Here is a 22,167-nt window from a genome sequence, read left to right on the forward strand (position 1 = left end):
AAGGATCGTTCCGCCACCCAGCGCGCTACGGCAGCACCGGCAAGCTTAACAAGCCCGCAAGAACACACATACAGGCCACCCAGGTGACACCTTGCACAAGCTCGACAAATTCGAGCGCAGCCAAATTTGCCGGCACCGACGAGATTTCAACTGGGTGGCCCGCATTCGCGGGCCATGACAGTTATATTTTATGCCGGCCGGCGGCGCAGCGCGAAGGCGCGCAACAAAAGCTGGCCATAGGCGAACAACGACGCCACCGCGAAACCCGACGCCGCCACCGCCCCGGTCATCGCCAGCGCCGGCATGTCCACCCGCAGCGTCAGCAGCAAAAGCATCAGCGCCACATAGCCGACCTGCACCACCGTGTTCGCCTTGCCGATGGCGAGCGGCTCGACCTTCAGCGGCAGCGCCAGCAGCCGCGCCAGCACCACGCCCAGCACCACCGCCACGTCGCGCCCGATCACGATGCCCGTCACCCACAGCGGCACCTGGTGCACCAGCGTCAGCGTCACGAAAGAGGCCAGCATCAGGAGCTTGTCGGCGGCCGGATCGAGATATTCGCCGAAGCGCGACACCAGCCCGTAGCGGCGCGCCAGGAACCCGTCCAGCGCGTCGCTCGCGCCGGCGAAGGCGAACACGAACAGCGCCGCCAGATTGCGGTCAAGCAGGATGAGATAGGCGGTCAGCGGCGCCAGCACGGTGCGGAACGCCGTCAGCAGGTTCGGGATCTGGCGCAGCAGCCGGGTCACGGCGCGGACGCCGTCGTGCTGGGCTTGGGCGGCGGCGCGTAGCCCATCGACCACTGGCCGGCATCGCCGTCCCGGGTCAGCGCCACGCCGACCGGCACCAGCGCGTCGTGAAGCTGGTCGGTCGAGCCCTGATAGGTCAGGTTGATCCGCACCAGCCCGATGTCCATCGCCACGACCTGCACCGCGACGACATTGGCGACCAGGCCGAAGGAATTCTGGATCGCCGCCCATTGCTGCAGCGAATCGATGTGCACATCGGCGCTCAGCGTGCCGCGCGGGCCGAAATCGATCGGCGGCTTCTGCTGGAACATCACCTCGATGGCATGCACCGCGGCGTCGGCGGCGAGCGGATAGGTCTGCGCCGGATTCTTGATCAGCGGCACGTCGAGCGAGGTCTTGCTCGGCGTCTCCGCCACGCCGATGCGCCGAAGCCAGATCTGGACCTTGCCGGTCATCTTGTCGGTGATCGAGGTGCCGCCCTGGGTCAGCGGGATGGCGAGCGCCAGCACCGCCTCGGTGGCGTGGATGCGCGCCGCGACGATCTCGACATCGGCCCAGTTGGTGGCGTCGAACTGCAGCCGGCCCAGCGCCACCACGTCGGGCGCATCCCCGGTCGGCACCGCGAAGGGCACCGAGCTGGCGCCGAAGCGCGGGCTCGAGAAGGCGCTGGTCCAGGGCGAGGCGCGGTCGAAATTGGGCGCCATCGGGATGAGCAGGATGCGCCGCGCATTGCTCGCCATGCGATAGGCGGGCGAGATTATCGCCATCACCTTGGCGACGGCCTCGGGGCTGAAATTGTAGGTGACGTCGGCGACATAGCGGGTGGTCGAGCGCTTCTCGTTGGCCACCGTGAAGCCGCGCGCCAGCCGGCGCAGCGCCGCGGCGTCGAGCTTGGGCTCCTTGGGCCAGTCGGGCTGCTTGGCGATTCGCTTGAACAGGATGTCCCAGGCCTTGGGCCGGCCCTGGTCGATGGCGATGGCCTGGGCGGCGCTGGCGGAGGCCGCCGTCGCGTCCACATGGATGCCGCTGACCGTATAGGTCAGGTCCACCGCCTGGGCGGCGCCGGGCAACAGCAAAGCAAGGGCCAGCGCCAGGACGGGTGCGAGCCGGTTAAAAGCCTGTGACATTTGGAACCTTGTATAAGCGTCGTGAGTATAAAGGGCGCAGCCTGCCCGCGAAAGCGCCTCACGGACGCCGAAAAGCGGCAAGACGCGGGCGCCGTTGCTTGCCTGACGCGAGGGGCCATGCGTAAACGGGGCGAAGAGGCGCGAAGCGCGATTCCGATGACGAAAATCCGCAACGGACTGACCTACAAGGATGCCGGCGTCGATATCGACGCGGGCGAGGCGCTGGTCGCGCGAATCGCGCCGGCCGCCAAGGCGACGCGGCGGCCCGGCGCCGACGCCGATCTCGGCGGCTTCGGCGGGCTGTTCGACCTCAAGGCCGCCGGCTTCAAGGACCCGGTCCTGGTCGCCTCGACCGACGGGGTCGGCACCAAGCTCAAGATCGCCATCGACACGCACCGGCTCGGCGGCATCGGCCAGGATCTGGTCGCGATGTGCGTCAACGACCTCGTGGTGCAGGGCGCCGAGCCGCTATTCTTCCTCGACTATTACGCGAGCGGCGCCTTGAACGTCGACGACGCGGCGGTGGTGATCGAGGGCATCGCGCGGGCCTGCAAGGCCTGCGGCTGCGCCCTGATCGGCGGCGAGACGGCGGAGATGCCGGGGCTCTACGCCAAGGGCGATTTCGACCTCGCGGGATTTTCGGTCGGCGCGGCGGAGCGCGGCCATGTGCTGCCCCATCGGCGCGCGATGAAGCCGGGCGACGTGGTGATCGGGGTGGCGTCCAGCGGCGTACACTCCAACGGCTATTCGCTGGTGCGGCGCGTGGTCGCCGACGCGGGGCTCGCCTACGACGCGCCGGCGCCGTTCGACGCGAAGCTGTCGCTCGGCGAGGCGCTGCTGGCGCCGACCCAGCTCTATATCAAGGGCGGGCTGGCCGCGATCCGAGCCGGCGGCGTGAAGGGCTTCGCGCATATCACCGGCGGCGGCATCACCGAGAACCTGCCCCGCGCCTTGCCCGACGGGCTCGACGCGCAGATCGATCTTGCCGCCTGGACGGCGCCGCCGGTGTTCGGCTGGCTGGCGCGCGCCGCCGGGATCGCGGACGCCGAGATGCTGCGCACCTTCAATTGCGGGCTGGGCTTCATGGCGGTCGTGGCGGAGGAATCCTCCGGCCATGTCATCGACGCCTTCCAGGAGGCCGGCGAGAAGGCCTGGCGCGTCGGCGCCCTGGTGCAAGGCGAGGGCGAGGCGAAGGTGGTGTATCGCGGGTCGCTGAAGCTGTGAGCGCAAAGAAGCGCGTCGCCATCCTGATCTCCGGCCGGGGCTCGAACATGGCCGCGCTGATCGCGGCGGCGAAGGCGTCGGATTATCCGGCCGAGATCGCGCTGGTGTTCTCCAATGTCGAGACGGCCGGCGGGCTCGAAACCGCGCGCGCGGCCGGCATCGCGACCAAGGTCGTCTCGCACAAGCGGTTCGCTTCGCGCGAGGACTTCGACGCGGCCATCGACGCGGCGCTGGCGGAAGCGCGGATCGATCTGGTCTGCGAGGCCGGCTTCATGCGCATCCATTCCGAGGGCTTCGTGCGCAAATGGGAAGGCGCGATCCTCAATATCCATCCCTCGCTGCTGCCGGCGTTCAAAGGCGTGAAGGTGCACGAACAGGCGCTCGCCGCCGGCGTGAGGATCTCCGGCTGCACGGTGCATTTCCTGGTGCCGGAGCTCGACGCCGGACCGATCATCGCCCAGGCGGCGGTGCCGGTGCTGCAAGGCGACACGCCCGACACGTTGGCGGCGCGCGTGCTGGAACAGGAACACAAGCTCTATCCCGAGGCGCTGAAGCTGGTGGCGGAGGGCAAGGTTGTGCTGCGCGACGGCCGCGCGGTGTTCCTCTAAGGTCTTAGCCCAATTGAAATTCAAAAAATCGGTGTCATGGCCCGCAACAGCGGGCCATCCAGGTGACGCCGCCCATTGCCTGCAGCAGTTTCCGCGCTTCAACTGGATGGCCCGCATTCGCGGGCCATGACAATTTTCTATTATCGATTGACGTTAGCCGACACCCGCGAGCTTCGCCGATACATCCCATAGCCGCTTCGCGTCGGCGTCGTTTTGCGCGGCGGCGGTCGGCGTGGCGGGCTTGCACTTGTAGTAATAGCCGCCGGTTTTGCCTTCGACCTGCGGCGAGCTCGCGAGGTAGATAATGGTCTGCGCGCCCTTCTCCGGCGAGATGCCGAACGCCATCACGGCGCGGTGCACGAGGCGCATGAAGCCGCTCTTGACGTTGTTCTTTCCGAAATTGCTGCCGACGAAGCCCGGATGAAGGCAGTTCGCGGTGATGCCGGTGCCGGCGAGACGCTTCGCCAGCTCGCGCGTGAACAGGATGTTGCAGAGCTTGGAATTCGCATAGGCGCGGCCGAGATTGTACTTCTTCTCGAGCTGCAGGTCGTCGAAATCGAGCTTGCCGGGCTTGTGCGCGTCGGAGGCGGTCGAGACGATGCGCGCCCCGGCCTTCATGTTGGGAAGCAGGATGTTCGTCACCACGAAATAGGCCATGTGGTTGGTGGCGAAGGTCATCTCCAAACCGTCGACGCTCACCTGGTGCGAGAAGAACACCGCGCCGGCATTGTTGATCAGCACGTCGATCCTGGGCTCGGCGGCGGCGATCTCGGTCGCGACGCGCTTCATCTCGGCGATGGAGGACAAATCCGCCAGATGCACCGTGTGCGCGGCGGCGCGATTGGCGGCCTTCAGCTTGGCGAGCGTCGCGTCGGCGCGGGCCCGGTCGCGCGCCACCAGGACGATGCGGGCGCCCTGCTCCGCCAGGCGGATCGCGGCGACCTCGCCGATGCCCGAGGTGCCGCCGGTGACGACGACCGTTTTGCCCTGCATGTGCGCTGTCTCCCTGAGCGGAAGACAGGCTAGCGCCTGACCGGCGGCTTGTCGCGCGGCTTAGAGAATAAGTTTGCCGACCACGATGCCGATCAGGAAGGTCGAGATCAGCGCGGTCATCGGCCGCTCCCGGACGAACCGGATCACGGCGTCCTTGCTTTCGTCGATGACTTCATAGGCCTCGTCTTCGAGGTCTTTGGCGAGATCGGCAGCGGAATCAATGGACATGACAGCCCTCACGAGTTTGGACGTAAAGGAACGCGGCACGCCGACATTGGCTGCCTGTCAGGGGACGATATCGAGCCCCGAGAAGAAGAAGGCGATTTCCTGCGCCGCGGTCTCGGGCGCGTCGGAGCCGTGGACCGAATTGGCCTCGATCGATTCGGCGAAGTCCTTGCGGATCGTGCCGGCGGCGGCGTTGGCCGGATTGGTCGCGCCCATCACTTCGCGGTTCTTGGCGATGGCGTTCGGGCCTTCCAGAACCTGCACCACGACCGGGCCCGAGGTCATGAACTTGACGAGGCTGGCGAAGAACGGCCGCTCGCGGTGGACGCCGTAGAAGGCTTCCGCCTGGGCCTGGGAAAGCTGGATGCGGCGCGACGCGATGACGCGAAGGCCGGCCTTCTCGAAGCGGTCGACGATGGCGCCGGTGAGGTTCCGGCGCGTCGCGTCCGGCTTGATGATGGAAAGGGTGCGCTCGACGGCCATGGACGTCTCCGGGATGCGTGAAATCGCGGGCCTTATGCCGTGGGATTGGCTGGGGCGCAAGCCGTGCTATACGCCCGCCGCCATGCTGAGCATCGACAACCTCATCGTCCGCATCGCGGGCCGCGAAATCCTGGACGGGGCGACCGCCAGCCTCCCCGCCGGGCGGCGCGTCGGCCTCGTCGGACGCAACGGCGCGGGCAAATCGACGCTGCTGAAGGTGATCCTCGGCCAGCTCCATCCCGACGACGGGGCGGTGAGCTGGCCGAGCGCCTGGCGCATCGGCGCGGTGGCCCAGGAGGCGCCGGGCACCCAGGTCAGCCTGATCGACACCGTGCTCGCCGCCGACCCCGAGCGCACCCGCCTGCTGCACGAGGCCGAGCACGAGGCCGACGCGCACAAGCTCGGCGACATCTATCACCGGCTCGACGCCATCGACGCCTATACCGCGCCGGCGCGGGCGGCGGAGATCCTGGCCGGCCTCGGCTTCTCGGCCGCCGACCAGCTTCGTCCGTGCGCGGAGTTCTCCGGCGGCTGGCGCATGCGCGTGGCGCTCGCCGCGATCCTGTTCTCGGCGCCCGACCTGCTCCTGCTCGACGAGCCGACCAATTATCTCGACCTCGAAGGCGTGATGTGGCTGGAGAACTTCCTGTTGCGCTATCGCGGCACGGTGCTGATCGTCAGCCACGACCGCGACCTGCTCAACACCGCCGCCGAGTTCATCCTGCATCTCGATCACGGCAAGCTGAAGCTCTACACCGGCAATTACGACACCTTCGTCGACACCCGCGCGCTGCAGCGCGCCCTCGACGTCGCGGCGCAGAAGAAGCAGGAGACGCGACGCGCCCACCTGCAAAGCTTCGTCGACCGCTTCCGCGCCAAGGCGACCAAGGCGCGCCAGGCGCAGAGCCGCATGAAGATGATCGCCAAGATGGAGCGCATCGACATTCCGCTCGACGAGCATGTCGCGCCGATCCGCCTGCCCAAGGCGGTCGAGGCGGCGCCGCCGCTGATCACGATGGATCGCGTCAGCGTCGGCTACGAGCCGGGCAAGCCGATCCTGAGCAAGATCTCGCTACGCTTCGATCCCGACGACCGCATCGCGCTGCTCGGCAAGAACGGCAACGGCAAATCGACGCTGGCCAAGCTCCTGGCCGAGAAGCTCGAACCCATGGCGGGCGAGATCGTGCGCTCGCGCAAGATGATCCCCGGCTATTTCGCGCAGCACCAGTTGGAAGAACTTCAGGGCGGCATCACCCCGATCCAGACGCTGCAGAATTTGCGCCCCAGGCTGACGGTGCAGGAGGTGCGCACCCAGCTCGGCGGCTTCGGCTTCTCCGCCAACAAGCAGTTGACGCTGGTCGGCAATCTCTCCGGCGGCGAGCGGGCGCGGCTGATGCTGGCGCTGGCGACGCTCGACAAGCCGAACCTGCTCATCCTCGACGAGCCGACCAACCATCTGGACATCGACGCGCGCGGCGAGTTGCTCTCCGCCCTGAACGATTTCGACGGCGCGGTGGTGCTGGTCAGCCATGACCGCCGCCTGCTCGAAGCGACCGCCGACCGGCTGATCCTCGTCGCCAACGGCGAGGTCCATCCGTTCGAGGGCGACCTGGACGACTACCGCCGCTTCCTGCTGGCGGACACGCCGGCGCCGGAAGCCGTGGCGGTGCAGGCCGCGCCGGCCAAGTCGAAGGACGAGCAGCGCCGCGAGGCGGCGGAGCGCCGCCGCCAGCTCAAGCCGCTCAAGGACAAGGTGGACGCGGCCGAGCACCAGATCGCCGAGCTGAACGGCGAACTGGCGAAGCTGGACAAGGCGCTCAGCGATCCTTTGCTCTTCACCCGCGATCCGGCCAAGGGCAAGGCGGTTTCCAAGAAGCGCGCCGACGCCGCGAAGAAGCTCGCCGATGTCGAGGCCCGCTGGCTGAAGATGCAGGAAGAATACGAAGCGGCGCTGGCGGAGGCTTAAAGCCCGCGTCAGCGCAGCCCGCGCCGGGCGATGTCGCCCCATTCCTTCTGCGCCTTCTGGTAGCGCGCCGGCGCCCCGTCGAGCAGCTTGAGGATCTGGCGGTAGACCTCCAGCGCCGCGTCGCGCGCGCCGGTCTTCTCCAGCAGCATCGCGTAGCGCGCGCGGGCCTCTTCGCCCGAATAATAGCCGACCAGCTTCTTGTACTCGGTGAGCGCGTCTTCCGTCTTGCCCTGGCCTTCCAGCGCGCGGGCATAGAGCAGATGCGCGTCGGCCGAGACGAATTTCGGATCGGCTGCCTGGAGCGCGTCGAGCGAGGCCTGCGCGCCGGCCGGATCGCCGTTCAGGAACTGCGCCCGGGCGAGGCCATACAGCAGCGCCGGATCGTCCTTGAACTGGCCCTGGGCCGCGTCCTGGTAGATGCCGACCGCGTCGGCATAGGCGCCGCGCGCGATATATTCCTCGGCGAGCTGGCGCTTGGCGTCGACCGAACCCACCATCTCGGCGGCGCGATGGGCCTCGCGCAGCGAGCGGTGCGGATCGGCGATCTGCCGCGCCCCGCTGGCGAGCTGCGCCGCGCTGCGGCTGCGGAACAGCTCGGGCACGATGACCGCGAAGAAATAGATCAGGCTGCCGATCGCCGGCAGGAAGATGATGATGTAGACCCAGGGAAAGACGTTGCCGGTCCGCACCGCGTGCACGATGCACACGCCGATCAGGACGAGATAGGCGATGCCGTAGGGGCTGGCGAGAAGAGCGAAGGGATTGAGCAAGCGCGGCTCCGGATTGCGCCCCAACGCCATAGCCAGCGCGGCGCCGACATGCAACCGGGCTTCGGGTTACCAATATCCCTGCGCGGGGGTGTCCTTTGCGGCTTTTCTGCTAGACTGCGCAAGGGGCGAGGAAACATTTATGACAGACGACAGGTTTTTCGAGCGCGCGGGGCCTTTCCCGCTCGGAGAGATCGCCGCGCATATCGGCGCGGAGATGGACAACAATTCGTCGTCGGAATTCCTGGTGCGCGACGTCGCCGCCCTGGAAAGCGCCGCCGCCGGAGACATCAGCGTCTTCAGCGACGGGGAATACACCAAGGCCTTCGCCCATACCGGCGCCAGCGTGGTGATCACCGACCGCAAGCTCGGCGTTCACGAGCACAACGGGACCTGGCTTCTGCTCACCGACAATCCGCGCCTCGCCTTCGCGCAGGTCGGCCACATGTTCTATCCGCCCGACGCGCCGATCGCCGGCGTGCACGCGCTCACCCCGGTCCATGCCAGCGCCTGCGTCGGCGTTGGCACGCAGATCTGCTCGGGCGCCGTGATCGGCGCCAATGCCAAGATCGGCGAGCGCTGCACCATCGGCTACAACGCGGTGATCGGGCCCGGCACGATGATCGGCGACGATTGCGTGATCGGCGCCAATTGCGTGATCTCTTATGCCCTGATCGGCGATCGCGTGACGCTGGCGCCCAACGTCACGGTCGGCAGCGCCGGCTTCAGCTTCGTGCCGAGCGGCAAGGGTTTGCTCCGCGTGCCGCAGCTCGGCCGCGTCATCATCGAGGACGATGTCGAGCTCGGCGCCAATTGCGCCATCGACCGCGGCGCCATCGGCGACACCGTGATCGGCAAGGGCACGATGTTCGACAACCTCGTGCACATCGCCCACAATGTGAAGATCGGCCATCACTGCCTGATCGCCGGGCAGGTCGGCATCGCCGGCTCCACTACCGTCGGTCCCTATGTGATGATGGGCGGCCAGGTCGGCATCAGCGATCACCTGACGATCGGCGCCGGCGCCAGGCTGGCGGCCAAGGCCGGCGTGACGCGCGACGTCGCGGCGGGCGAGACGGTCGGCGGCTACCCCGCCATGCCGGTGCGCGAATGGCACCGCCAGACCGTGGCGCTGAAGAAGCTCGCGAGTCACAAAAAGTCCTGAAGCGTTAACGCCGTTGCGCACGCGCCGCGCGCATCGCCTTGCGGCGTCCGTAAAGTTGTGTCTTTTTCCCATTCGGGCGAAGGGGGTCGCCCCCGGCAAGGACAGGCAGCGCGGCGGACGAGCATGACGGACGACAGGTTCTTCGAACGGGCGGGACCCTTCCCGCTCGGCCAGATCGCCGCCCAGATCGGCGCCGAGATGGACAACAGCTCGCAGGCGGACTTTCCCATCCGCGACGTGTCGAATCTCGACACCGCCGAGGCCGGCGAGATCAGCCTCTACTCCGACGCCAAATACGCCGCCGCCTTCGCCCGGACGCGCGCCAGCGTGGTGATCACCGACCGCAAGCTGGCGGCGCATGAGCACAACGGCACCTGGCTGCTGCTCTCGGCCAATCCCAGGCTCGCCTTCGCGCAGGTCGGCCACCTCTTCTATCCGCCGCCGGCGCTGCACGAGGGCTTGCAGCCGGTCCTGCCGGTGCATCCGAGCGCGCGCATCGGCGCCGGCACGCAGATCGCGCAGGGCGGCGAGATCCGCTCCGACGCGAAGATCGGCGCCAACTGCGCCATCGGGCCCAATGTGGTGATCGGCAAGGGCGTGGAGATCGGCGACAATTGCACCATCGGGCCCAATTGCACGATCACCCATGCGCTGATCGGCAACCGCGTGGTGTTCGGGCCGGGCAATTCCATCGGCAATGCCGGGTTCTCCTTCGTGCCGAGCGCCAAGGGCCTTTTGCGCGTGCCGCAGCTCGGCCGCGTGGTGATCGAGGACGATGTCGAGTTCGGCGCCAATTGCGTGGTCGACCGCGGCGCCATCGGCGACACCCATATCGGCCGCGGCTGCCGCTTCGACGGGCTGATCCATGTCGGCCACAATGTGACGATGGGCCAATTCTGCATCGTGGTGGCGCAGGCGGGCATCGCCGGCTCGACCACCATCGGGCCCGGCGTGATGATCGGCGGCCAGGCCGGGATCGCCGATCACCTCACCGTCGGCGCCGGCGCCAGGCTGGCCGCGCGCGCCGGCGTGACCCAGGACGTGCCGGCCGGCGAGACGGTCGGCGGCTATCCGGCCCAGCCGGTGAAGCAATGGCACCGCCAGGTCCTGTGGCTGAAGAAGATGGCGGGGCGCAAGGCGAAAGACTGACCGCCACCCGCTCGCGGCCCCCATATGACCCCAAGTGTTAACGGAACTTAGGGGAACAGCGGCCGGCGCCGTCCGTTTCCTCTGCATGGAACATATAGCGACGAATGAATCGACGTCGAACAAGTGCTGCCGTCTCGCGGCGGCCCTGCGGCTCGACGCAACGCGCGCAACGATGCCCGGCTTCGCGGACAAGCTGATCCGGGGGGCGGAGGATCTGGAACGGCTCTCCCGGAAGCTGCTCTCGCCGGAGCCCGACATGCCGGCGCGGCACCACTAACCCTGCTTTTCGAATTTCCCGCTTGGGGACTCTTTCCAATAGGTCACGTCGTGTCCCGCCGCCTTGGCGTCCTTCCAGGCGGCGCGGGCCTTGCCGAGCGCGGCCTCGTCGTGGCCGTCGAACATCAGCACCACGCGGGTCAGATCGTTGACCGCGTCCCACGACCCCGGCATCGCGCCGCCGACGCAGAACAGCACGTTGGCGCCATTGGGGTTCTCGTCCTCGACCGTGATCAACACGGGCTGGCGCTTGGGATTGCCGTCGCCGGACTGCGCGTGCGGCAGGAAGGTCTGGTCGTTGTAGGTCCACAGCAGGTTGTCGATGGCATCGGCCCGCTCGGACGATTCCGTGCGGATCACCGCCCGCCAGCCGCGCTCCAGAGTTTTCTCGATCAGCCCCGGCAGCACGTCGTCGAGGCTGCGGCGTTCGAGGTGATAGAAGAGGGTTTCGGTCACCTATCACCTCCCCCTTGTGGGGCTTTGCACAAATAACACCTGCTTTTCAGTATTTGCACAAAAATTCCTGTCTCTGCACAAAAACTAAGGGCGCCTTGAATTTCAGGGTTCCGGCCCGGCGGCCAGCGCGTCATACCAACAGCCCTTTTTGCCTGAGACGAACAATCGCCACGCGCCAAGCACAATTTCAAGAGCGCATCATCACCAGCCAAGCTGGGCTCATTTTCATCATGATCAGTCAGCATCGCTGACGCGTCATCGCTCGCTTATGGTCCTTGCGTAGTTGCACCGCCAAACAGGTCCATAAGTTTCTTTGCAGTTCTCAGCCGACCAAGCGTCGTGTAACGCGGGCCTTGCATCAGGCCACCCGGCGCATCGGCGAACGGAATAGGCCCGATTTCGACTGCCGGTCCGGAAAAGACTAGCTGATACTTGCCCTCTTCACCGTACGGCTCGATGGTCGCGACCGGCGCATAATGAGTGACTGCTGAGACAGGTTTCGTTTGATAAGCTGCCACATAGCGGATTTTCTGAAGCATGCCGCCCGAAATACGGATAGCGCGCCACCTTTGCTGGCCGAGAAACACCGTCTTGAATCCTTCTTCTTGGGCGGGCACCACCACCACGATATCGTCGGGTGAATCGGAGACGGGTTTGGTCGCCGTCGAGCCTGTTGTCGGTTGGGCGCTCGCAGGCGCTCGCGGAGTCGCGACTGGCTTGGGCTCCTCGAAAGCGCGGAGTCCCATAATAGGCAGCACTTGCAATATCTCTCGAAGAAAGGCTCGACTATCAGCACGTTCAGCCTCACTGAGCGGTGGCTCCGGTGGCGCAGTGCCGTTGTCGAGTTTGCTACGTCCGGCCTTCTTGGCTTGCTGTATCAGTTCTCGCTCTAACCATCGGACATGGGCCTTGTTGAGGCCGTTGTTCGAAGTGGTGAAGGCATAGCCGTGTTCCCAGAAGTCCTTAGTCTGTGCGTGGCTGTCGATGCGGTCGCGAACCGCGTCTCCCTCGCCGATGTAGAGCGTCGGCAGGTCCTCGTCACCCTCCTTGTAGCCAACAAGAATATATACGCCGGTGCGACCCAATTCGGCGCGATTGCGGGCGGACGGCCATCGCTCGCGAGGAAAAACAATGCTGACGCCAGTCCAGTTCATTCGATCAACAAGGCGGACCCCTTCGGGGTCGCCATCGACGACGAAGATGCGGATTGTAAACGGATCGCTGTCCATTCCATCTCACTTCTGCTGCCACGCCCCGGTGGCATTCAAGCGGGCACTGTTACAGTTTGAATTGTGACGGCGCGTCAGGCCGCGCGAGCATGCTCACAATAAACGCATCCACCCAAAGTCGCATTGGCCTCTAACTCGTGCTTCATCGCATCCGTGAAGTCGCGGCGGCTGAAGCCATGCAAATCAATCTTGCCTTGTGAAACCAGAGTGTTTCCGAGCCGATATGCCTGCTCAATCTCGCCCCACGTGTCGAAGTAGGCGTCATGATCTTCACACCAGCCCAGTACTCCAGCACGCCGCATAACATCCCGTGCCTGCGCTCGAAGCCTGCCGACCATTGCCATTACGTCCTTGCTGCCACTCATTTTGTCCGCGCCTTTCATTGGGGCCTGTACGCGTATCATATTACCCCCAAGCCCAAGGGACCCCAAGGCCAGAGACGGTATCCCATTCACTCCAAGAACAAGCGCTCATTGGGTGAGGACGATGATACATGGGCTAGACGCTCTAGTTTCAGGGCGGCTGACATCGCCATGAGGCCGATGGCAAATAGCAGTTGTCCGCGTTACATGATCGTAGAACCCCCAAAACATAAGGCTTACCGCAACAAGCGAGGATCGGCCGCGCCAAGTATCTCGCCCGCGATGATGCGGGCTATCGAGGACATGGTTTCGACAGGATGGCCTCGCAGCCCATAGGTCGCGCTGTCGTCTTTGCTCCCGACGCCGATAACATGAATCCTCTGCGTGAGACGATCCGCGCCGATGATAATGCGCTCGCAGGCGTAGGACTTGCCGCCAAAATCAACGGTGAAATTATCGGTGTGGCGCTCGGCGGGTTTTTTCATGTCGGCACTATATTCTCGCGCTAGAGAAACTGTCCTGCCATACAGCGCGAATAGGCAAAGGAAGCCCATTTGTCGGGCGTTTTCCACTGTCCGAGGTCGGCGCTTAGAGTGGCCGCCAAAAGCCGCTGTAGGCGGCCGCGAAATTCCGGCGACCTGTCCGCCAGCACTTCGTCGTTTCCTGCGCCGAGGTTGCTAATCATCTGCGGCTGGTAGGACAAGATCGGATCACGGGTCTGGTGCATGTCGAACCAGATTTGTGCGTAACCTTTATAGACCATGCATGGCGGCTGGCTGGCGTTGGTTGCATGACATGCCGCCACAAGCGCCGGCGGATCGGTGAGCCTGTCGCGGAGTCTCGAGCAAGCGCCATTGGTAATGTCAACTTCCCATTGGTGATCGCCCTCCACGGTTTCGACGGGTGCGGGCTGTGCGAAGCTCTGCCCCGGCATGATCGCCAGCAGCAGCGAAAAAACCAATAACCGATAGCTCATGAGTCCCCTCCGCGATTGTCAGGCGGGATAAAACTCGCCGTGATCTGTAGTGCCCGGAATCCAGGCTTTCGGGTGGTGGACATTGCGCCAAAGGCAAGTCCAGTTAAGATTTTGCAGCGCATTTAGCGACCACTCCTATCCCAACACTCGTTGGCATCTTGCCGCGACATCTACAACCGTACTCGACCTCTCCACGATTCAAAAGTTTGTCAAGAAACGCGGCTTCGCCATTCTCGGCGTAGCTCAACCGCGTTTCTTGACGACCACTTGTTAGAGCATATTGTCCCGGATGCCCCGCTTGTATCGAGGCACGAAAGTACGGACGCCGAGCACGCAGGGACCCACTCACCCAGCGCCCACGCCTCCAGATTTCGGATATCTAGGACTGGTTCTTCTTCGCGCTCCATTTGCGCGTCGAAGGAATTTGCCTCGGCTTATCCCAGTAGGGACTTTTGCAATGTGGACACACCTTCGGCTCTTGGCCCTTCTCGCGCGGCACCCACTCGTGCTCGCACCGTTCGCATCGGTAACCCCATATCTGCACTTTGGGCATGTCAACCAATCAGCCGCTGGACGCCACTCAATAGTAATATACCGGAGGGTGTTGACTCAACTATACCTTTTAGGTATATACCTAGAAGGTAACTTTGAGCAATCACCTTCGTGGACTTTCGGAAAGCAAGAGGCAGAGAAATCGCGCTCTTGGGGCACGTCTCCAAGAGGGGCGACGTCTGGCTTGTGCTTTCGCAGACCCGAGCAGGCGTGAGATACAAAGTGACTATCGACGACGATAAACAGACCTGCGGCTGCGCTGACTTCAAGGCGAACGGCAAACCGTGCAAGCACATTCACGGGGCGATTTACACGGTCGAATTTCCGGCGTCGAACCTCATCGATCCCGTCCCCACCGCCGTGGAGAGGACGAAGCAGACGTATTCACAGGATTGGCGCAACTATAATCTCGCACAAACCGAGGAGAAGCCGCTGCTTATGCGGTTGCTTTCGGGCTTCTGTCAGTCGATTGAGGATGACGAGCCGAAAGGCCGTGGTCGCCCGGGTATTCCAACGCGGGATATGGCATTTGCTATCTGTTACAAAGTGTACGAAGGCGTCTCCACACGCCGCTTTATCCCGGACTTGAGATTGGCGCACCGTTCGGGGTTCATCTCCTGCGCTCCTCACTTCAACTCCATTATTGGCGCGATGAAGGACGTCGAGATGACGCAGGTCTTGCTGGACCTCGTCGATCAAACCAGCGTTCCGCTTCGCGATTTCGAGCGTACCTTCGCAGCCGACTCGTCCGGGTTTGGAAACTCGCGGTTTGATCGTTGGATCGACATCAAGGACCCGACGAAACGCCAGAAGCAGCATACGTGGACCAAGGTTCATCTCATGTGCGGAGTCAGCACTCACATCGTCACCGCAGTGGTCATCAAAGATAAGGACGCGAGCGATCCGCCGCAGTTGCCGAGTCTGGTGAAAATGACCGCCAAGAATTTTCAAATCAGCGAGGTCTATGCCGACAAGGCCTACGGCTCGATCAACAACTATCAAGTGATCGCCGAGCATGGCGCGGTTCCGTATATCGACTTCAAATCCAACCATACCGGAAAGGGGCGCAGTCGATCTGGAACGATGAGCCGGGGCACCGAACTTTGGCAGCGCATGTTCCACATGTTTCAGATGCACGCCGACGAGTTCTATGCCCACTATCATCAGCGTAGCAACGTCGAGTCCGTGTTCTCTATGATCAAGGCGAAGACGGGTGACGTTGTTCGCAGCAAGTCCGAGGCGGCCATGCTCAACGAGGTGCTTTGCAAGATTGTCTGCCACAACATCTGCGTCTTGATCATGGCAATGTTCGAGCGGGGACTCGACTTGGATGAGCTTTTGGTCCCTAAGGTGCGGAGACCTACCTTGCGGGTGTACGAGGGTGGCCTCAGCCAGTCCCCGGTCGCATAGCTTCGGCACAACCCGAAACAACCGCATCAAGGCCCCGGCTCACCGGGGCCTTTTTTATTGGCTCGGGTTCCTTACGACCGCAGTGCTACGGACCCCTTACCGGCTGTGAAGCTCCTGCACAAAAAGTCGCCCACGCTGCACAAGTAATCCGAGCCGGTTGGCGCTATTTGGCGTTATTGTGCAAAGCCCCCTTGTGGGGAGGTCGAAAAATCGCGAGCGGAGCGAAGCGATTTTTCGGGTGGGGGGCGGTGCTGAACGTCGGGCACCGCCCCCCACCCGGAATTTGCTTCGCAAATTTCGACCTTCCCACAAAGGGGGAGGTGATGGCCGTGCCCGTTTCACGCCTCAATCCTCGTAATGCGCCTCGACCAGTTCGTTCAGGATGCGCACGCCCCAGCCGGTGCCCCAGCTCGGCGCCAGCGCCCGCTGCTCGCCGTCCTGCCAGGCGACGCCGGCGATATCGAGATGCGCCCAGGGCCGGTCGTCCTCGACGAAGCGTTTGAGGAACTGCGCCGCGGTGATCGAGCCGGCGTTCGGCCCGCCGATGTTCTTCATGTCGGCGATCTTGGAGCGCAAGAGCTTGTCGTAGGCCGGCCCCATCGGCAGGCGCCACACCGGCTCGCCCACCGCCTTGCCGGCCTCGCCGATGCGGTGCGCCAGCCGGTCGTCGTTGGAGAACAGGCCGGCATGCTCCGGCCCCAGCGCCATGATGATCGCGCCGGTCAGCGTGGCGAGATCGATCACGAATTTCGGCTTAAAGGTGCGCTGGGTGTAGGTCAGCGCGTCGGCCAGGACGAGGCGGCCCTCGGCGTCGGTGTTGAGCACCTCGATGGTCTGGCCCGACATCGATTTCACCACGTCGTCGGGACGCTGCGCCTTGCCGTCCGGCATGTTCTCGACCAGGCCGATCACGCCGACCGCGTTGACCCGCGCCTTGCGCGCCGCCAGCGCCTGCATCGTGCCGACCACGGCGGCGGCGCCGCCCATGTCGCCCTTCATGCCCATCATCCCGGCGCCGGTCTTGAGCGACAATCCGCCGGAATCGAAACACACGCCCTTGCCGACGAAGGCGACCGGCGTGTCCTTCTTCTTGCGGCCACCGTTCCACTGCATGACCACGAGCTGGCTTTCGCGCTCGCTGCCCTGGCCGACGCCGAGCAGCGAGCCCATGCCGAGCTTCTTCATCTGCGCCTCGCCGAGGATCTCGACGCTCACGCCGAGCTTGGAGAGGTTCGCCTTCACGCGGCGCGCGAATTCGGCCGGCGACAGCACGTTGGGCGGCTCGTTGACGAGGTCGCGCGCGAAGAACATGCCGCCGGCGACCGCATCGAGCGCCGCCCAGCTCTTCTTGGCGTCGGCGACGACCGGCGTCGCGATGGCGACGCTCGCCAGCCGCTGTTCGTATTCGTCCAGATTCCTGGTGCGGTAATGGTTGAAGCTGTAGCTCTTCAGCCGCGCGCCGAGCGCCAGATGCGCCGCCAGCTCGCCGGCTTTCAGCTTGGAGCCCTTCGGCAGGTCGATGTCGTAGGTTACCGCGGTTTCACCCGCGCCGTTCAACCGCCCGTTGACGGCGGCGCTCAGATTCTCGGCCACGGTTCCGTTGAACTCCGAAGCCTTGCCCAGCCCCGCCAGGACGATGCGCGACGCCGCGACGCCGGCCGGCGCCAGCACTTCGAGGACCTGGCCGCTCTTGCCGGTGAATTTGCTGACCTTCAACCCGCGGCTGAGCGCGCCGCCGGCCGCCTTGTCGGCCTTCTGCGCGGCAGGCGTCAGGACCGCGCCGTCAGCCGCGCCGACCACCCAGGCGCCGGAACGGACATCGCCCGGCACGATAAAGGACAATTGCATAAAGGGTTCTCCCGGTCTGGTGCTGAGGTGTCTTTAAGAGGTATTGAGCCTGGATGCGAGACCAAGCGCCGGACGCCCATGAGGGTTGCGGAGCCGCCGCGCGGGAATGCTAGTTTAGGTCGAATCAGGGAAGGGGCGAAAGGGTTCGAGGCCCTGCGCCGCGAGGCTAGCCAGGCGTGAGACTGCCCAGACTTTCGCTCTACCTGCTCGGCCAGCTCATCGGGCCGACAGCCCTCTTTACGTTCCTGCTGACGGCGGTGATCTGGCTGAGCCAGTCGCTGCGGCTTCTCGACCTTGTGATCAACCGCGGCCAGTCGGCGCCGACCTTCGTCTACCTCACCATCCTGGTGCTGCCGGGCCTTCTGGTCATCATCCTGCCCATCGCGTTCTTCGCCGGCACCCTGTTCGCGCTCTCCAAGCTCAACACCGACAGCGAGCTGGTGGTGATGTCGGCCTCCGGCTTCAGCCGGTTCCAGATCGCGGTGCCGGTGTTCATCTCGGCGGCGATCGTCATGGCACTGACCTATGCCTGCGGCCTCTACCTCATGCCGGCGGGCCAGCGGGCGATGAAGGACAAGGTGGTCGACATCCGCGCCGATATCGGGGCGGCGCTGCTCAACGAGGGCGAGTTCAACACGCCGGCGGCCGGCCTCACCGTCTTCATCCGCGAGCTCAATTCCGACGGCACGATCCGCGGCGTCTTCGTGCACGACAACCGCGACAAGGCGCGGCCGGTGACCTATCTCGCCGAGAGCGGCCAGCTCGCCCAGACGCCGGGCGGCGCGCGCCTGATCATGGACGACGGCACCATCGAGGTGGCGGGCGGCGGCGGCGCGCAGCTTCAGGTCCTGAAATTCCAGCGCTATGTCTTCGACCTCGACCAGTTCTCCGGCCCGGCGCGCGCCACCGACCGCGCCACCAGCGAGCGCTATCTGTCCGAGCTGTTCAACCCCGACCCGCATCTGGCGCCCAAGATCCGCAACGCCTATATCGCGGAGGGCCATAACCGGCTGGCCGAACCGCTCTACTGCATCGCCTTCGCGCTGATCGCGCTGGCCGCGATCCTGCGCGGCAGCCGCGCGCGCGGCGCCAACGCCCTGCGCATCACCTTCGCCATCGTCGCCGTGGCGACGGTGCGCATCGCCGGCTATGGCGTGCAGGGACTGGCGATCGGCAATCCGGCGCTGAACGTGCTGTTCTATGCGATCCCGCTGATCGGCGGGGCGCTGGCGCTCGGCAATCTCGCCGGCATCGATCCCCTCGCCTGGCTGCGGCGGCCCGTGCTGGCGGAAGCCTTGTCATGAGCTGGTCCTGGACGCTCTACCGCTATCTGGCGATGCAGTTCCTGGCCGGCATCGGCATCGTCTACGGCACCCTGCTGATGCTGGCCTTCTCGATCGACGTCGTCGACCTCACCAACCGCACCGCCAACCGCAATGTGAGCACGCTGGTGGTGATCGGCATGGCGCTGCTGCAGCTTCCCGATCTCGGCCAGAAGATGATGCCGTTCGCGGTGCTGCTGGGCGGGGTGTTCTCCTTCGCGCGGCTGTCGCGCAATCAGGAGCTGGTCGCGGTGCGCGCCGCCGGCATGTCGGCCTGGGACTTCCTTCTGCCGCCGCTGGCGGTGGCGGCGGGGCTGGGCTTCGTCGTCGTCCTGATCGTCACGCCGATCTCGGCGCGGATGCTGGCGCAGTTCGCCGCGCTGGAAGCGAAATACATCAAGGGCGAGGCGTCGCAGCTTTCGGTCTCGCCCAACGGGCTCTATCTGCGCCAGGGCGACGCCAGCCAGCAATCGATCATCCACGCGCTGCGCGTCACCAACCAGGGCGTCCATCTGGAGAGCGTCGTGGTGTTCCTCTACGGCGCCTCCGACCGCTTCACCGGCCGGATCGACGCCCAGTCGGCCGATCTCGCCGGCGGCACCTGGAAGATGAACGACGCCTGGGTGAGCGGCGCCGACGGCTCGCCGGTGCATCACGCGGCCTATGACGTCTCCACCACGCTGACGCCGGTCCAGATCCAGGAAAGCTTCGCGCCGCCCTATACGCTGTCCTTCTGGCAGCTTCCGAGCTTCATCCGCGCGGCGCAGAATGCGGGCTTCTCGGCGGTGCGCTACGAGCTGTATTTCTACACCCTGCTGGCGATGCCGGCGCTGTTCGCCGCGATGGTGTTCATGGCGGCGAGCTTCTCGGTCCGGCTGGGCCGCAGCGGCGGTATGCTGCGCGTCGTGCTGATCAGCGCCCTCTCCGGCTTCGGCATCTACTTCTTCAGCGAATTCGCGCGCGCGCTGGGCCAGACCGGCATCCTGCCCGTGGCGCTGGCGGCCACCGCGCCGGCCACCGCCGCGATCCTGATCGGCATGACCCTCGTCTTCAACCAGGAGGACGGATGAGCCCGCCGCGCGGCCTCGTCCTCATCGCCGCGCTGGCCGCGCTCGCGGCCGCGTCGGCGTCCGCCGCGCCGGCGCCGCTCAAGATCAAGGGCGACGCGCTGCTGCAGGCCGACGAGATGGACTACGACGTCGACACCCATGTCGTCACCGCGCGCGGCCATGTCGAGATCGACAATGGCGGCCGCATCCTCATCGCCGACGAGGTCGCCTACGACCAGGTGCACGACACGACGGTGGCGAGCGGCCATGTCAGCCTGACCGACGAGAAGGGCAACGTCGCCTTCGCCGATCACGTCACGCTCACCGACAAGATGCGCGACGGCGCGCTCAAGAGCTTCGCGGCGATGATCGGCAAGAACGGCCGCATGGTCGCGGCCAGCGCCACGCGCAGCCAGGGCCGCTTCATCGAGGCGTTCGACGCCGCCTATACGCCCTGCAAGATCTGCAACCAGCCCGGCCAGCGCACCCCGGTGTGGCAGGTCAGCGCCGAGCATGTGCGCTACGACCAGCTCAAGCACCGCATCGTCTTCCACGACGCCAGGATCGAATTCTTCGGCGTGCCGCTGTTCTACACGCCCTATCTGCGCGAATCCGATCCCACGGTGCGCTATTCGACCGGCGTCTTGACGCCCGATATCGGCAATTCGACCAATATCGGCTACTTCATGCGCCTGCCGGTCTACGTCTCGATGTCGCCGTCGCAGGACGCCACGATCACGCCGATCGTCTCCACGCGCGGCGGCGACGTGCTCGCCGGCGAGTATCGCGAGCGCTGGCAGAACGGCGGCATGTGGCTGCAGGGCAGCTTCGGCTACAATCCCGACGGCGGCATCAGCGGGCATCAGGGCCAGTTCTATTCCAGCCTGTTCGGCTCCGGCCGCATCCCGGTCGATACGGTGTGGCGCACCGGCTACGATGTGCAGCTCACCAACAACGACACCTATCTGAAGCGCTACGATTTCTCGCTGCTCGACCGGCTGGTGAACGACGCGTTCGTCGAAGGGACGGGCGGGCGCACGCGCTTCGCCGTCACCGGCTATTTCTTCCAGGGCCTGCGGGCGTCCGACAAGGCCGGCATCATTCCCCTGGCGCTGCCGCTGGTCGAGTTCAACTACATCCCGCTGACCAAGCTTTTGGGCAGCCAGTTCCGCCTCGACTTCAACACCATCGCGCTGACGCGCAATGTCGGCGAGGACGACCAGCGCGCCACGCTGGAGGCCCGCATGCGCTGGCCCACCGTGCTGCCCGGCGGCCAGCTCCTGACCTTCCAGCTCGACGCGCGCGGCGACGTCTATCACGTCAGCGACGCGGTGACGCCCGGCAGCGGCGACAAGTTCATCAGCCGCGGCGTGCCTTACGCGGCGCTCGACTGGCGCTGGCCGTTCATCACCAGCATCGCCAAGGACCGCTCGCTGATCGTCGAGCCGATCGTGCAGGCCATCGCGCAGCCCTATGGCGGCAATCCCGCCGGCATCCCGAACGAGGATTCCGCCGACATCGAGCTGGACGAGAACAACATCCTCAGCTTCGACCAGGTTCCCGGCTACGACCTGGTGGAGAGCGGGCCGCGCCTGAATGTCGGCCTGCATGCCCGCGCGGTGTTCGCCTCCGGCTCGGTCGACGCGGTGCTGGGCGAGACCTATCGGCTGAAACCCGATCCGATCTTCGGCCCCGATTCCGGCCAGGCGGGAACCACCTCGGACATCGTGGGCCGCGTCAGCGTGAAGTTCCTGCCCTATATCGATCTCACCGACCGCATCGACATCGACCGCACCAACGGCACGCTGCGCCGGCACGAGGTCTATCTCACCGGCATCTTCGGCCGCACCTCGGTCCAGGTCAGCTATGTCCAGCTTCCGGCGGAAGTCGCCACCCTGGGGCTCGACCAGCGCGAGGAAATCAACGCCCAGGCCGACGTCAATTTCTACGCCAATTGGCAGGCCTTCGGCGCGCTGCGCCGCGACCTCTTGAACGGCCAGATGCTGGATACCGAACTCGGCCTCGGCTATGAGGACGAGTGCCTGGGCATCTCCGTCGCTTATCGGCGCAAGTTCACCACCGACCGCGACCTGCCGCCTTCGACCTCGATCGTCCTGCGCTTCAACCTCAAGACCGGCGACCAGGCCATCGAGCCGTTTAGCTTGTTCCCACAAGACGTGTTCTCGCATCCTTGAAACAAAAACTTTTTCCCTTATGCTCCCGGCCGGTTC

21 protein-coding genes are annotated in these 22,167 nt (G+C 65.1%); 9 read left to right on the top strand and 12 right to left on the bottom strand.

Annotation, left to right across the window (positions count from 1 at the left end):
- Window positions 1–188: 188 nt before the first annotated feature.
- Both WDM86_16005 and WDM86_16010 read right to left on the bottom strand, forming a co-directional pair.
- On the bottom strand, window positions 189–749 hold the full coding sequence (locus WDM86_16005; GenBank protein MEI9991534.1) for a CDP-alcohol phosphatidyltransferase family protein: 561 nt from the start codon (window positions 747–749) through the stop codon (window positions 189–191).
- Window positions 746–1,876 carry a hypothetical protein gene (locus tag WDM86_16010; protein ID MEI9991535.1) on the bottom strand — a complete coding sequence of 377 codons (1,131 nt, stop codon included), beginning with the start codon at window positions 1,874–1,876 and terminating at the stop codon, window positions 746–748. The genes WDM86_16005 and WDM86_16010 overlap by 4 nt, the downstream gene beginning before the upstream one ends.
- A gap of 156 nt (window positions 1,877–2,032) precedes the next feature.
- Here WDM86_16010 and purM point away from each other — a divergent pair, with 156 nt between their 5' ends.
- Complete coding sequence (gene purM, locus WDM86_16015) at window positions 2,033–3,100, top strand: phosphoribosylformylglycinamidine cyclo-ligase (GenBank protein ID MEI9991536.1); 1,068 nt, start codon at window positions 2,033–2,035, stop codon at window positions 3,098–3,100.
- The gene (purN, locus tag WDM86_16020; GenBank protein ID MEI9991537.1) at window positions 3,097–3,708 is read left to right on the top strand and encodes a phosphoribosylglycinamide formyltransferase; all 612 of its coding nucleotides are present in this window, start codon (window positions 3,097–3,099) and stop codon (window positions 3,706–3,708) included. Before purM ends, purN begins: the two co-directional genes overlap by 4 nt.
- 153 nt (window positions 3,709–3,861) lie before the next feature.
- Here the strand turns inward: purN and WDM86_16025 are convergent, their stop codons facing one another.
- From WDM86_16025 to ndk, 3 genes are read right to left on the bottom strand one after another with little or no spacing between them, the layout of a single operon-like run.
- Window positions 3,862–4,701: an SDR family oxidoreductase gene (locus WDM86_16025; protein MEI9991538.1), complete on the bottom strand. Its 840-nt coding sequence runs from the start codon at window positions 4,699–4,701 to the stop codon at window positions 3,862–3,864.
- 60 nt (window positions 4,702–4,761) lie between these two features.
- The gene (locus tag WDM86_16030) at window positions 4,762–4,929 is read right to left on the bottom strand and encodes a hypothetical protein (protein MEI9991539.1); all 168 of its coding nucleotides are present in this window, start codon (window positions 4,927–4,929) and stop codon (window positions 4,762–4,764) included.
- A gap of 57 nt (window positions 4,930–4,986) precedes the next feature.
- Entirely contained in the window at window positions 4,987–5,409 is a 423-nt protein-coding gene (gene ndk, locus WDM86_16035; GenBank protein MEI9991540.1) for a nucleoside-diphosphate kinase, read from the bottom strand.
- A gap of 13 nt (window positions 5,410–5,422) precedes the next feature.
- Here ndk and WDM86_16040 point away from each other — a divergent pair, with 13 nt between their 5' ends.
- Window positions 5,423–7,375, top strand: coding sequence for an ABC-F family ATP-binding cassette domain-containing protein (locus WDM86_16040; GenBank protein MEI9991541.1), 1,953 nt, complete (start codon window positions 5,423–5,425; stop codon window positions 7,373–7,375).
- Window positions 7,376–7,383: 8 nt separating this feature from the next.
- Here WDM86_16040 and WDM86_16045 read toward each other — a convergent pair whose 3' ends face one another.
- Entirely contained in the window at window positions 7,384–8,145 is a 762-nt protein-coding gene (locus WDM86_16045) for a tetratricopeptide repeat protein (protein ID MEI9991542.1), read from the bottom strand.
- 139 nt (window positions 8,146–8,284) lie between these two features.
- On the opposite strand from WDM86_16045, the gene lpxD (WDM86_16050) reads away from it, so the two are divergent.
- Together lpxD (WDM86_16050) and lpxD (WDM86_16055) are read left to right on the top strand one after the other, a co-directional pair.
- The gene (gene lpxD / locus WDM86_16050; protein MEI9991543.1) at window positions 8,285–9,307 is read left to right on the top strand and encodes a UDP-3-O-(3-hydroxymyristoyl)glucosamine N-acyltransferase; all 1,023 of its coding nucleotides are present in this window, start codon (window positions 8,285–8,287) and stop codon (window positions 9,305–9,307) included.
- 123 nt (window positions 9,308–9,430) lie between these two features.
- On the top strand, window positions 9,431–10,456 hold the full coding sequence (lpxD, locus tag WDM86_16055; protein MEI9991544.1) for a UDP-3-O-(3-hydroxymyristoyl)glucosamine N-acyltransferase: 1,026 nt from the start codon (window positions 9,431–9,433) through the stop codon (window positions 10,454–10,456).
- A 273-nt stretch (window positions 10,457–10,729) separates the two neighbouring features.
- On the opposite strand, the gene WDM86_16060 is transcribed toward lpxD (WDM86_16055), so the two are convergent.
- The 5 genes from WDM86_16060 to WDM86_16080 all read right to left on the bottom strand — a co-directional run bounded on the left by WDM86_16060 (window position 10,730) and on the right by WDM86_16080 (window position 13,755).
- Complete coding sequence (locus tag WDM86_16060) at window positions 10,730–11,188, bottom strand: DNA polymerase III subunit chi (protein ID MEI9991545.1); 459 nt, start codon at window positions 11,186–11,188, stop codon at window positions 10,730–10,732.
- Between the two features lie 266 nt (window positions 11,189–11,454).
- Window positions 11,455–12,417: a GIY-YIG nuclease family protein gene (locus tag WDM86_16065; protein ID MEI9991546.1), complete on the bottom strand. Its 963-nt coding sequence runs from the start codon at window positions 12,415–12,417 to the stop codon at window positions 11,455–11,457.
- 74 nt (window positions 12,418–12,491) lie between these two features.
- Entirely contained in the window at window positions 12,492–12,782 is a 291-nt protein-coding gene (locus WDM86_16070) for a hypothetical protein (protein MEI9991547.1), read from the bottom strand.
- Between the two features lie 233 nt (window positions 12,783–13,015).
- Window positions 13,016–13,264, bottom strand: a complete 249-nt coding sequence (locus WDM86_16075) for a hypothetical protein (GenBank protein ID MEI9991548.1) — start codon at window positions 13,262–13,264, stop codon at window positions 13,016–13,018.
- 20 nt (window positions 13,265–13,284) lie between these two features.
- On the bottom strand, window positions 13,285–13,755 hold the full coding sequence (locus tag WDM86_16080; GenBank protein ID MEI9991549.1) for a hypothetical protein: 471 nt from the start codon (window positions 13,753–13,755) through the stop codon (window positions 13,285–13,287).
- A 774-nt stretch (window positions 13,756–14,529) separates the two neighbouring features.
- On the opposite strand from WDM86_16080, the gene WDM86_16085 reads away from it, so the two are divergent.
- Window positions 14,530–15,717, top strand: coding sequence for a transposase (locus WDM86_16085; GenBank protein ID MEI9991550.1), 1,188 nt, complete (start codon window positions 14,530–14,532; stop codon window positions 15,715–15,717).
- A 345-nt stretch (window positions 15,718–16,062) separates the two neighbouring features.
- Here WDM86_16085 and WDM86_16090 read toward each other — a convergent pair whose 3' ends face one another.
- Complete coding sequence (locus tag WDM86_16090) at window positions 16,063–17,565, bottom strand: leucyl aminopeptidase (GenBank protein ID MEI9991551.1); 1,503 nt, start codon at window positions 17,563–17,565, stop codon at window positions 16,063–16,065.
- 176 nt (window positions 17,566–17,741) lie between these two features.
- On the opposite strand from WDM86_16090, the gene lptF reads away from it, so the two are divergent.
- Genes lptF through lptD form a run of 3 tightly spaced genes read left to right on the top strand, consistent with a single transcriptional unit; the run spans window position 17,742 to window position 22,131 of the window.
- Window positions 17,742–18,869, top strand: coding sequence for an LPS export ABC transporter permease LptF (gene lptF / locus WDM86_16095; GenBank protein MEI9991552.1), 1,128 nt, complete (start codon window positions 17,742–17,744; stop codon window positions 18,867–18,869).
- Entirely contained in the window at window positions 18,866–19,957 is a 1,092-nt protein-coding gene (lptG, locus tag WDM86_16100; protein MEI9991553.1) for an LPS export ABC transporter permease LptG, read from the top strand. Before lptF ends, lptG begins: the two co-directional genes overlap by 4 nt.
- Window positions 19,954–22,131 (top strand): LPS assembly protein LptD, encoded by a 2,178-nt coding sequence (gene lptD / locus WDM86_16105; GenBank protein ID MEI9991554.1) that lies wholly within the window; start codon window positions 19,954–19,956, stop codon window positions 22,129–22,131. The genes lptG and lptD overlap by 4 nt, the downstream gene beginning before the upstream one ends.
- The last annotated feature ends 36 nt before the right edge of the window (window positions 22,132–22,167 follow it).

The organism is Rhizomicrobium sp. (assembly GCA_037200045.1).
In the GTDB taxonomy this organism is placed as follows: Bacteria; Pseudomonadota; Alphaproteobacteria; order Micropepsales; family Micropepsaceae; genus Rhizomicrobium.

Excerpts from the sequence above, each read along its gene's own strand:
- WDM86_16010 (MEI9991535.1), bottom strand. The coding sequence starts at position 1,876 with ATGTCACAGGCTTTTAACCGGCTCGCACCCGTCCTGGCGCTGGCCCTT.
- purM (MEI9991536.1), top strand. The coding sequence starts at position 2,033 with ATGACGAAAATCCGCAACGGACTGACCTACAAGGATGCCGGCGTCGAT.
- WDM86_16025 (MEI9991538.1), bottom strand. The coding sequence starts at position 4,701 with ATGCAGGGCAAAACGGTCGTCGTCACCGGCGGCACCTCGGGCATCGGC.
- WDM86_16030 (MEI9991539.1), bottom strand. The coding sequence starts at position 4,929 with ATGTCCATTGATTCCGCTGCCGATCTCGCCAAAGACCTCGAAGACGAG.
- ndk (MEI9991540.1), bottom strand. The coding sequence starts at position 5,409 with ATGGCCGTCGAGCGCACCCTTTCCATCATCAAGCCGGACGCGACGCGC.
- WDM86_16040 (MEI9991541.1), top strand. The coding sequence starts at position 5,423 with ATGCGTGAAATCGCGGGCCTTATGCCGTGGGATTGGCTGGGGCGCAAG.
- lpxD (MEI9991543.1), top strand. The coding sequence starts at position 8,285 with ATGACAGACGACAGGTTTTTCGAGCGCGCGGGGCCTTTCCCGCTCGGA.
- lpxD (MEI9991544.1), top strand. The coding sequence starts at position 9,431 with ATGACGGACGACAGGTTCTTCGAACGGGCGGGACCCTTCCCGCTCGGC.
- WDM86_16065 (MEI9991546.1), bottom strand. The coding sequence starts at position 12,417 with ATGGACAGCGATCCGTTTACAATCCGCATCTTCGTCGTCGATGGCGAC.
- WDM86_16070 (MEI9991547.1), bottom strand. The coding sequence starts at position 12,782 with ATGAGTGGCAGCAAGGACGTAATGGCAATGGTCGGCAGGCTTCGAGCG.
- WDM86_16075 (MEI9991548.1), bottom strand. The coding sequence starts at position 13,264 with ATGAAAAAACCCGCCGAGCGCCACACCGATAATTTCACCGTTGATTTT.
- WDM86_16080 (MEI9991549.1), bottom strand. The coding sequence starts at position 13,755 with ATGAGCTATCGGTTATTGGTTTTTTCGCTGCTGCTGGCGATCATGCCG.
- WDM86_16090 (MEI9991551.1), bottom strand. The coding sequence starts at position 17,565 with ATGCAATTGTCCTTTATCGTGCCGGGCGATGTCCGTTCCGGCGCCTGG.
- lptG (MEI9991553.1), top strand. The coding sequence starts at position 18,866 with ATGAGCTGGTCCTGGACGCTCTACCGCTATCTGGCGATGCAGTTCCTG.
- lptD (MEI9991554.1), top strand. The coding sequence starts at position 19,954 with ATGAGCCCGCCGCGCGGCCTCGTCCTCATCGCCGCGCTGGCCGCGCTC.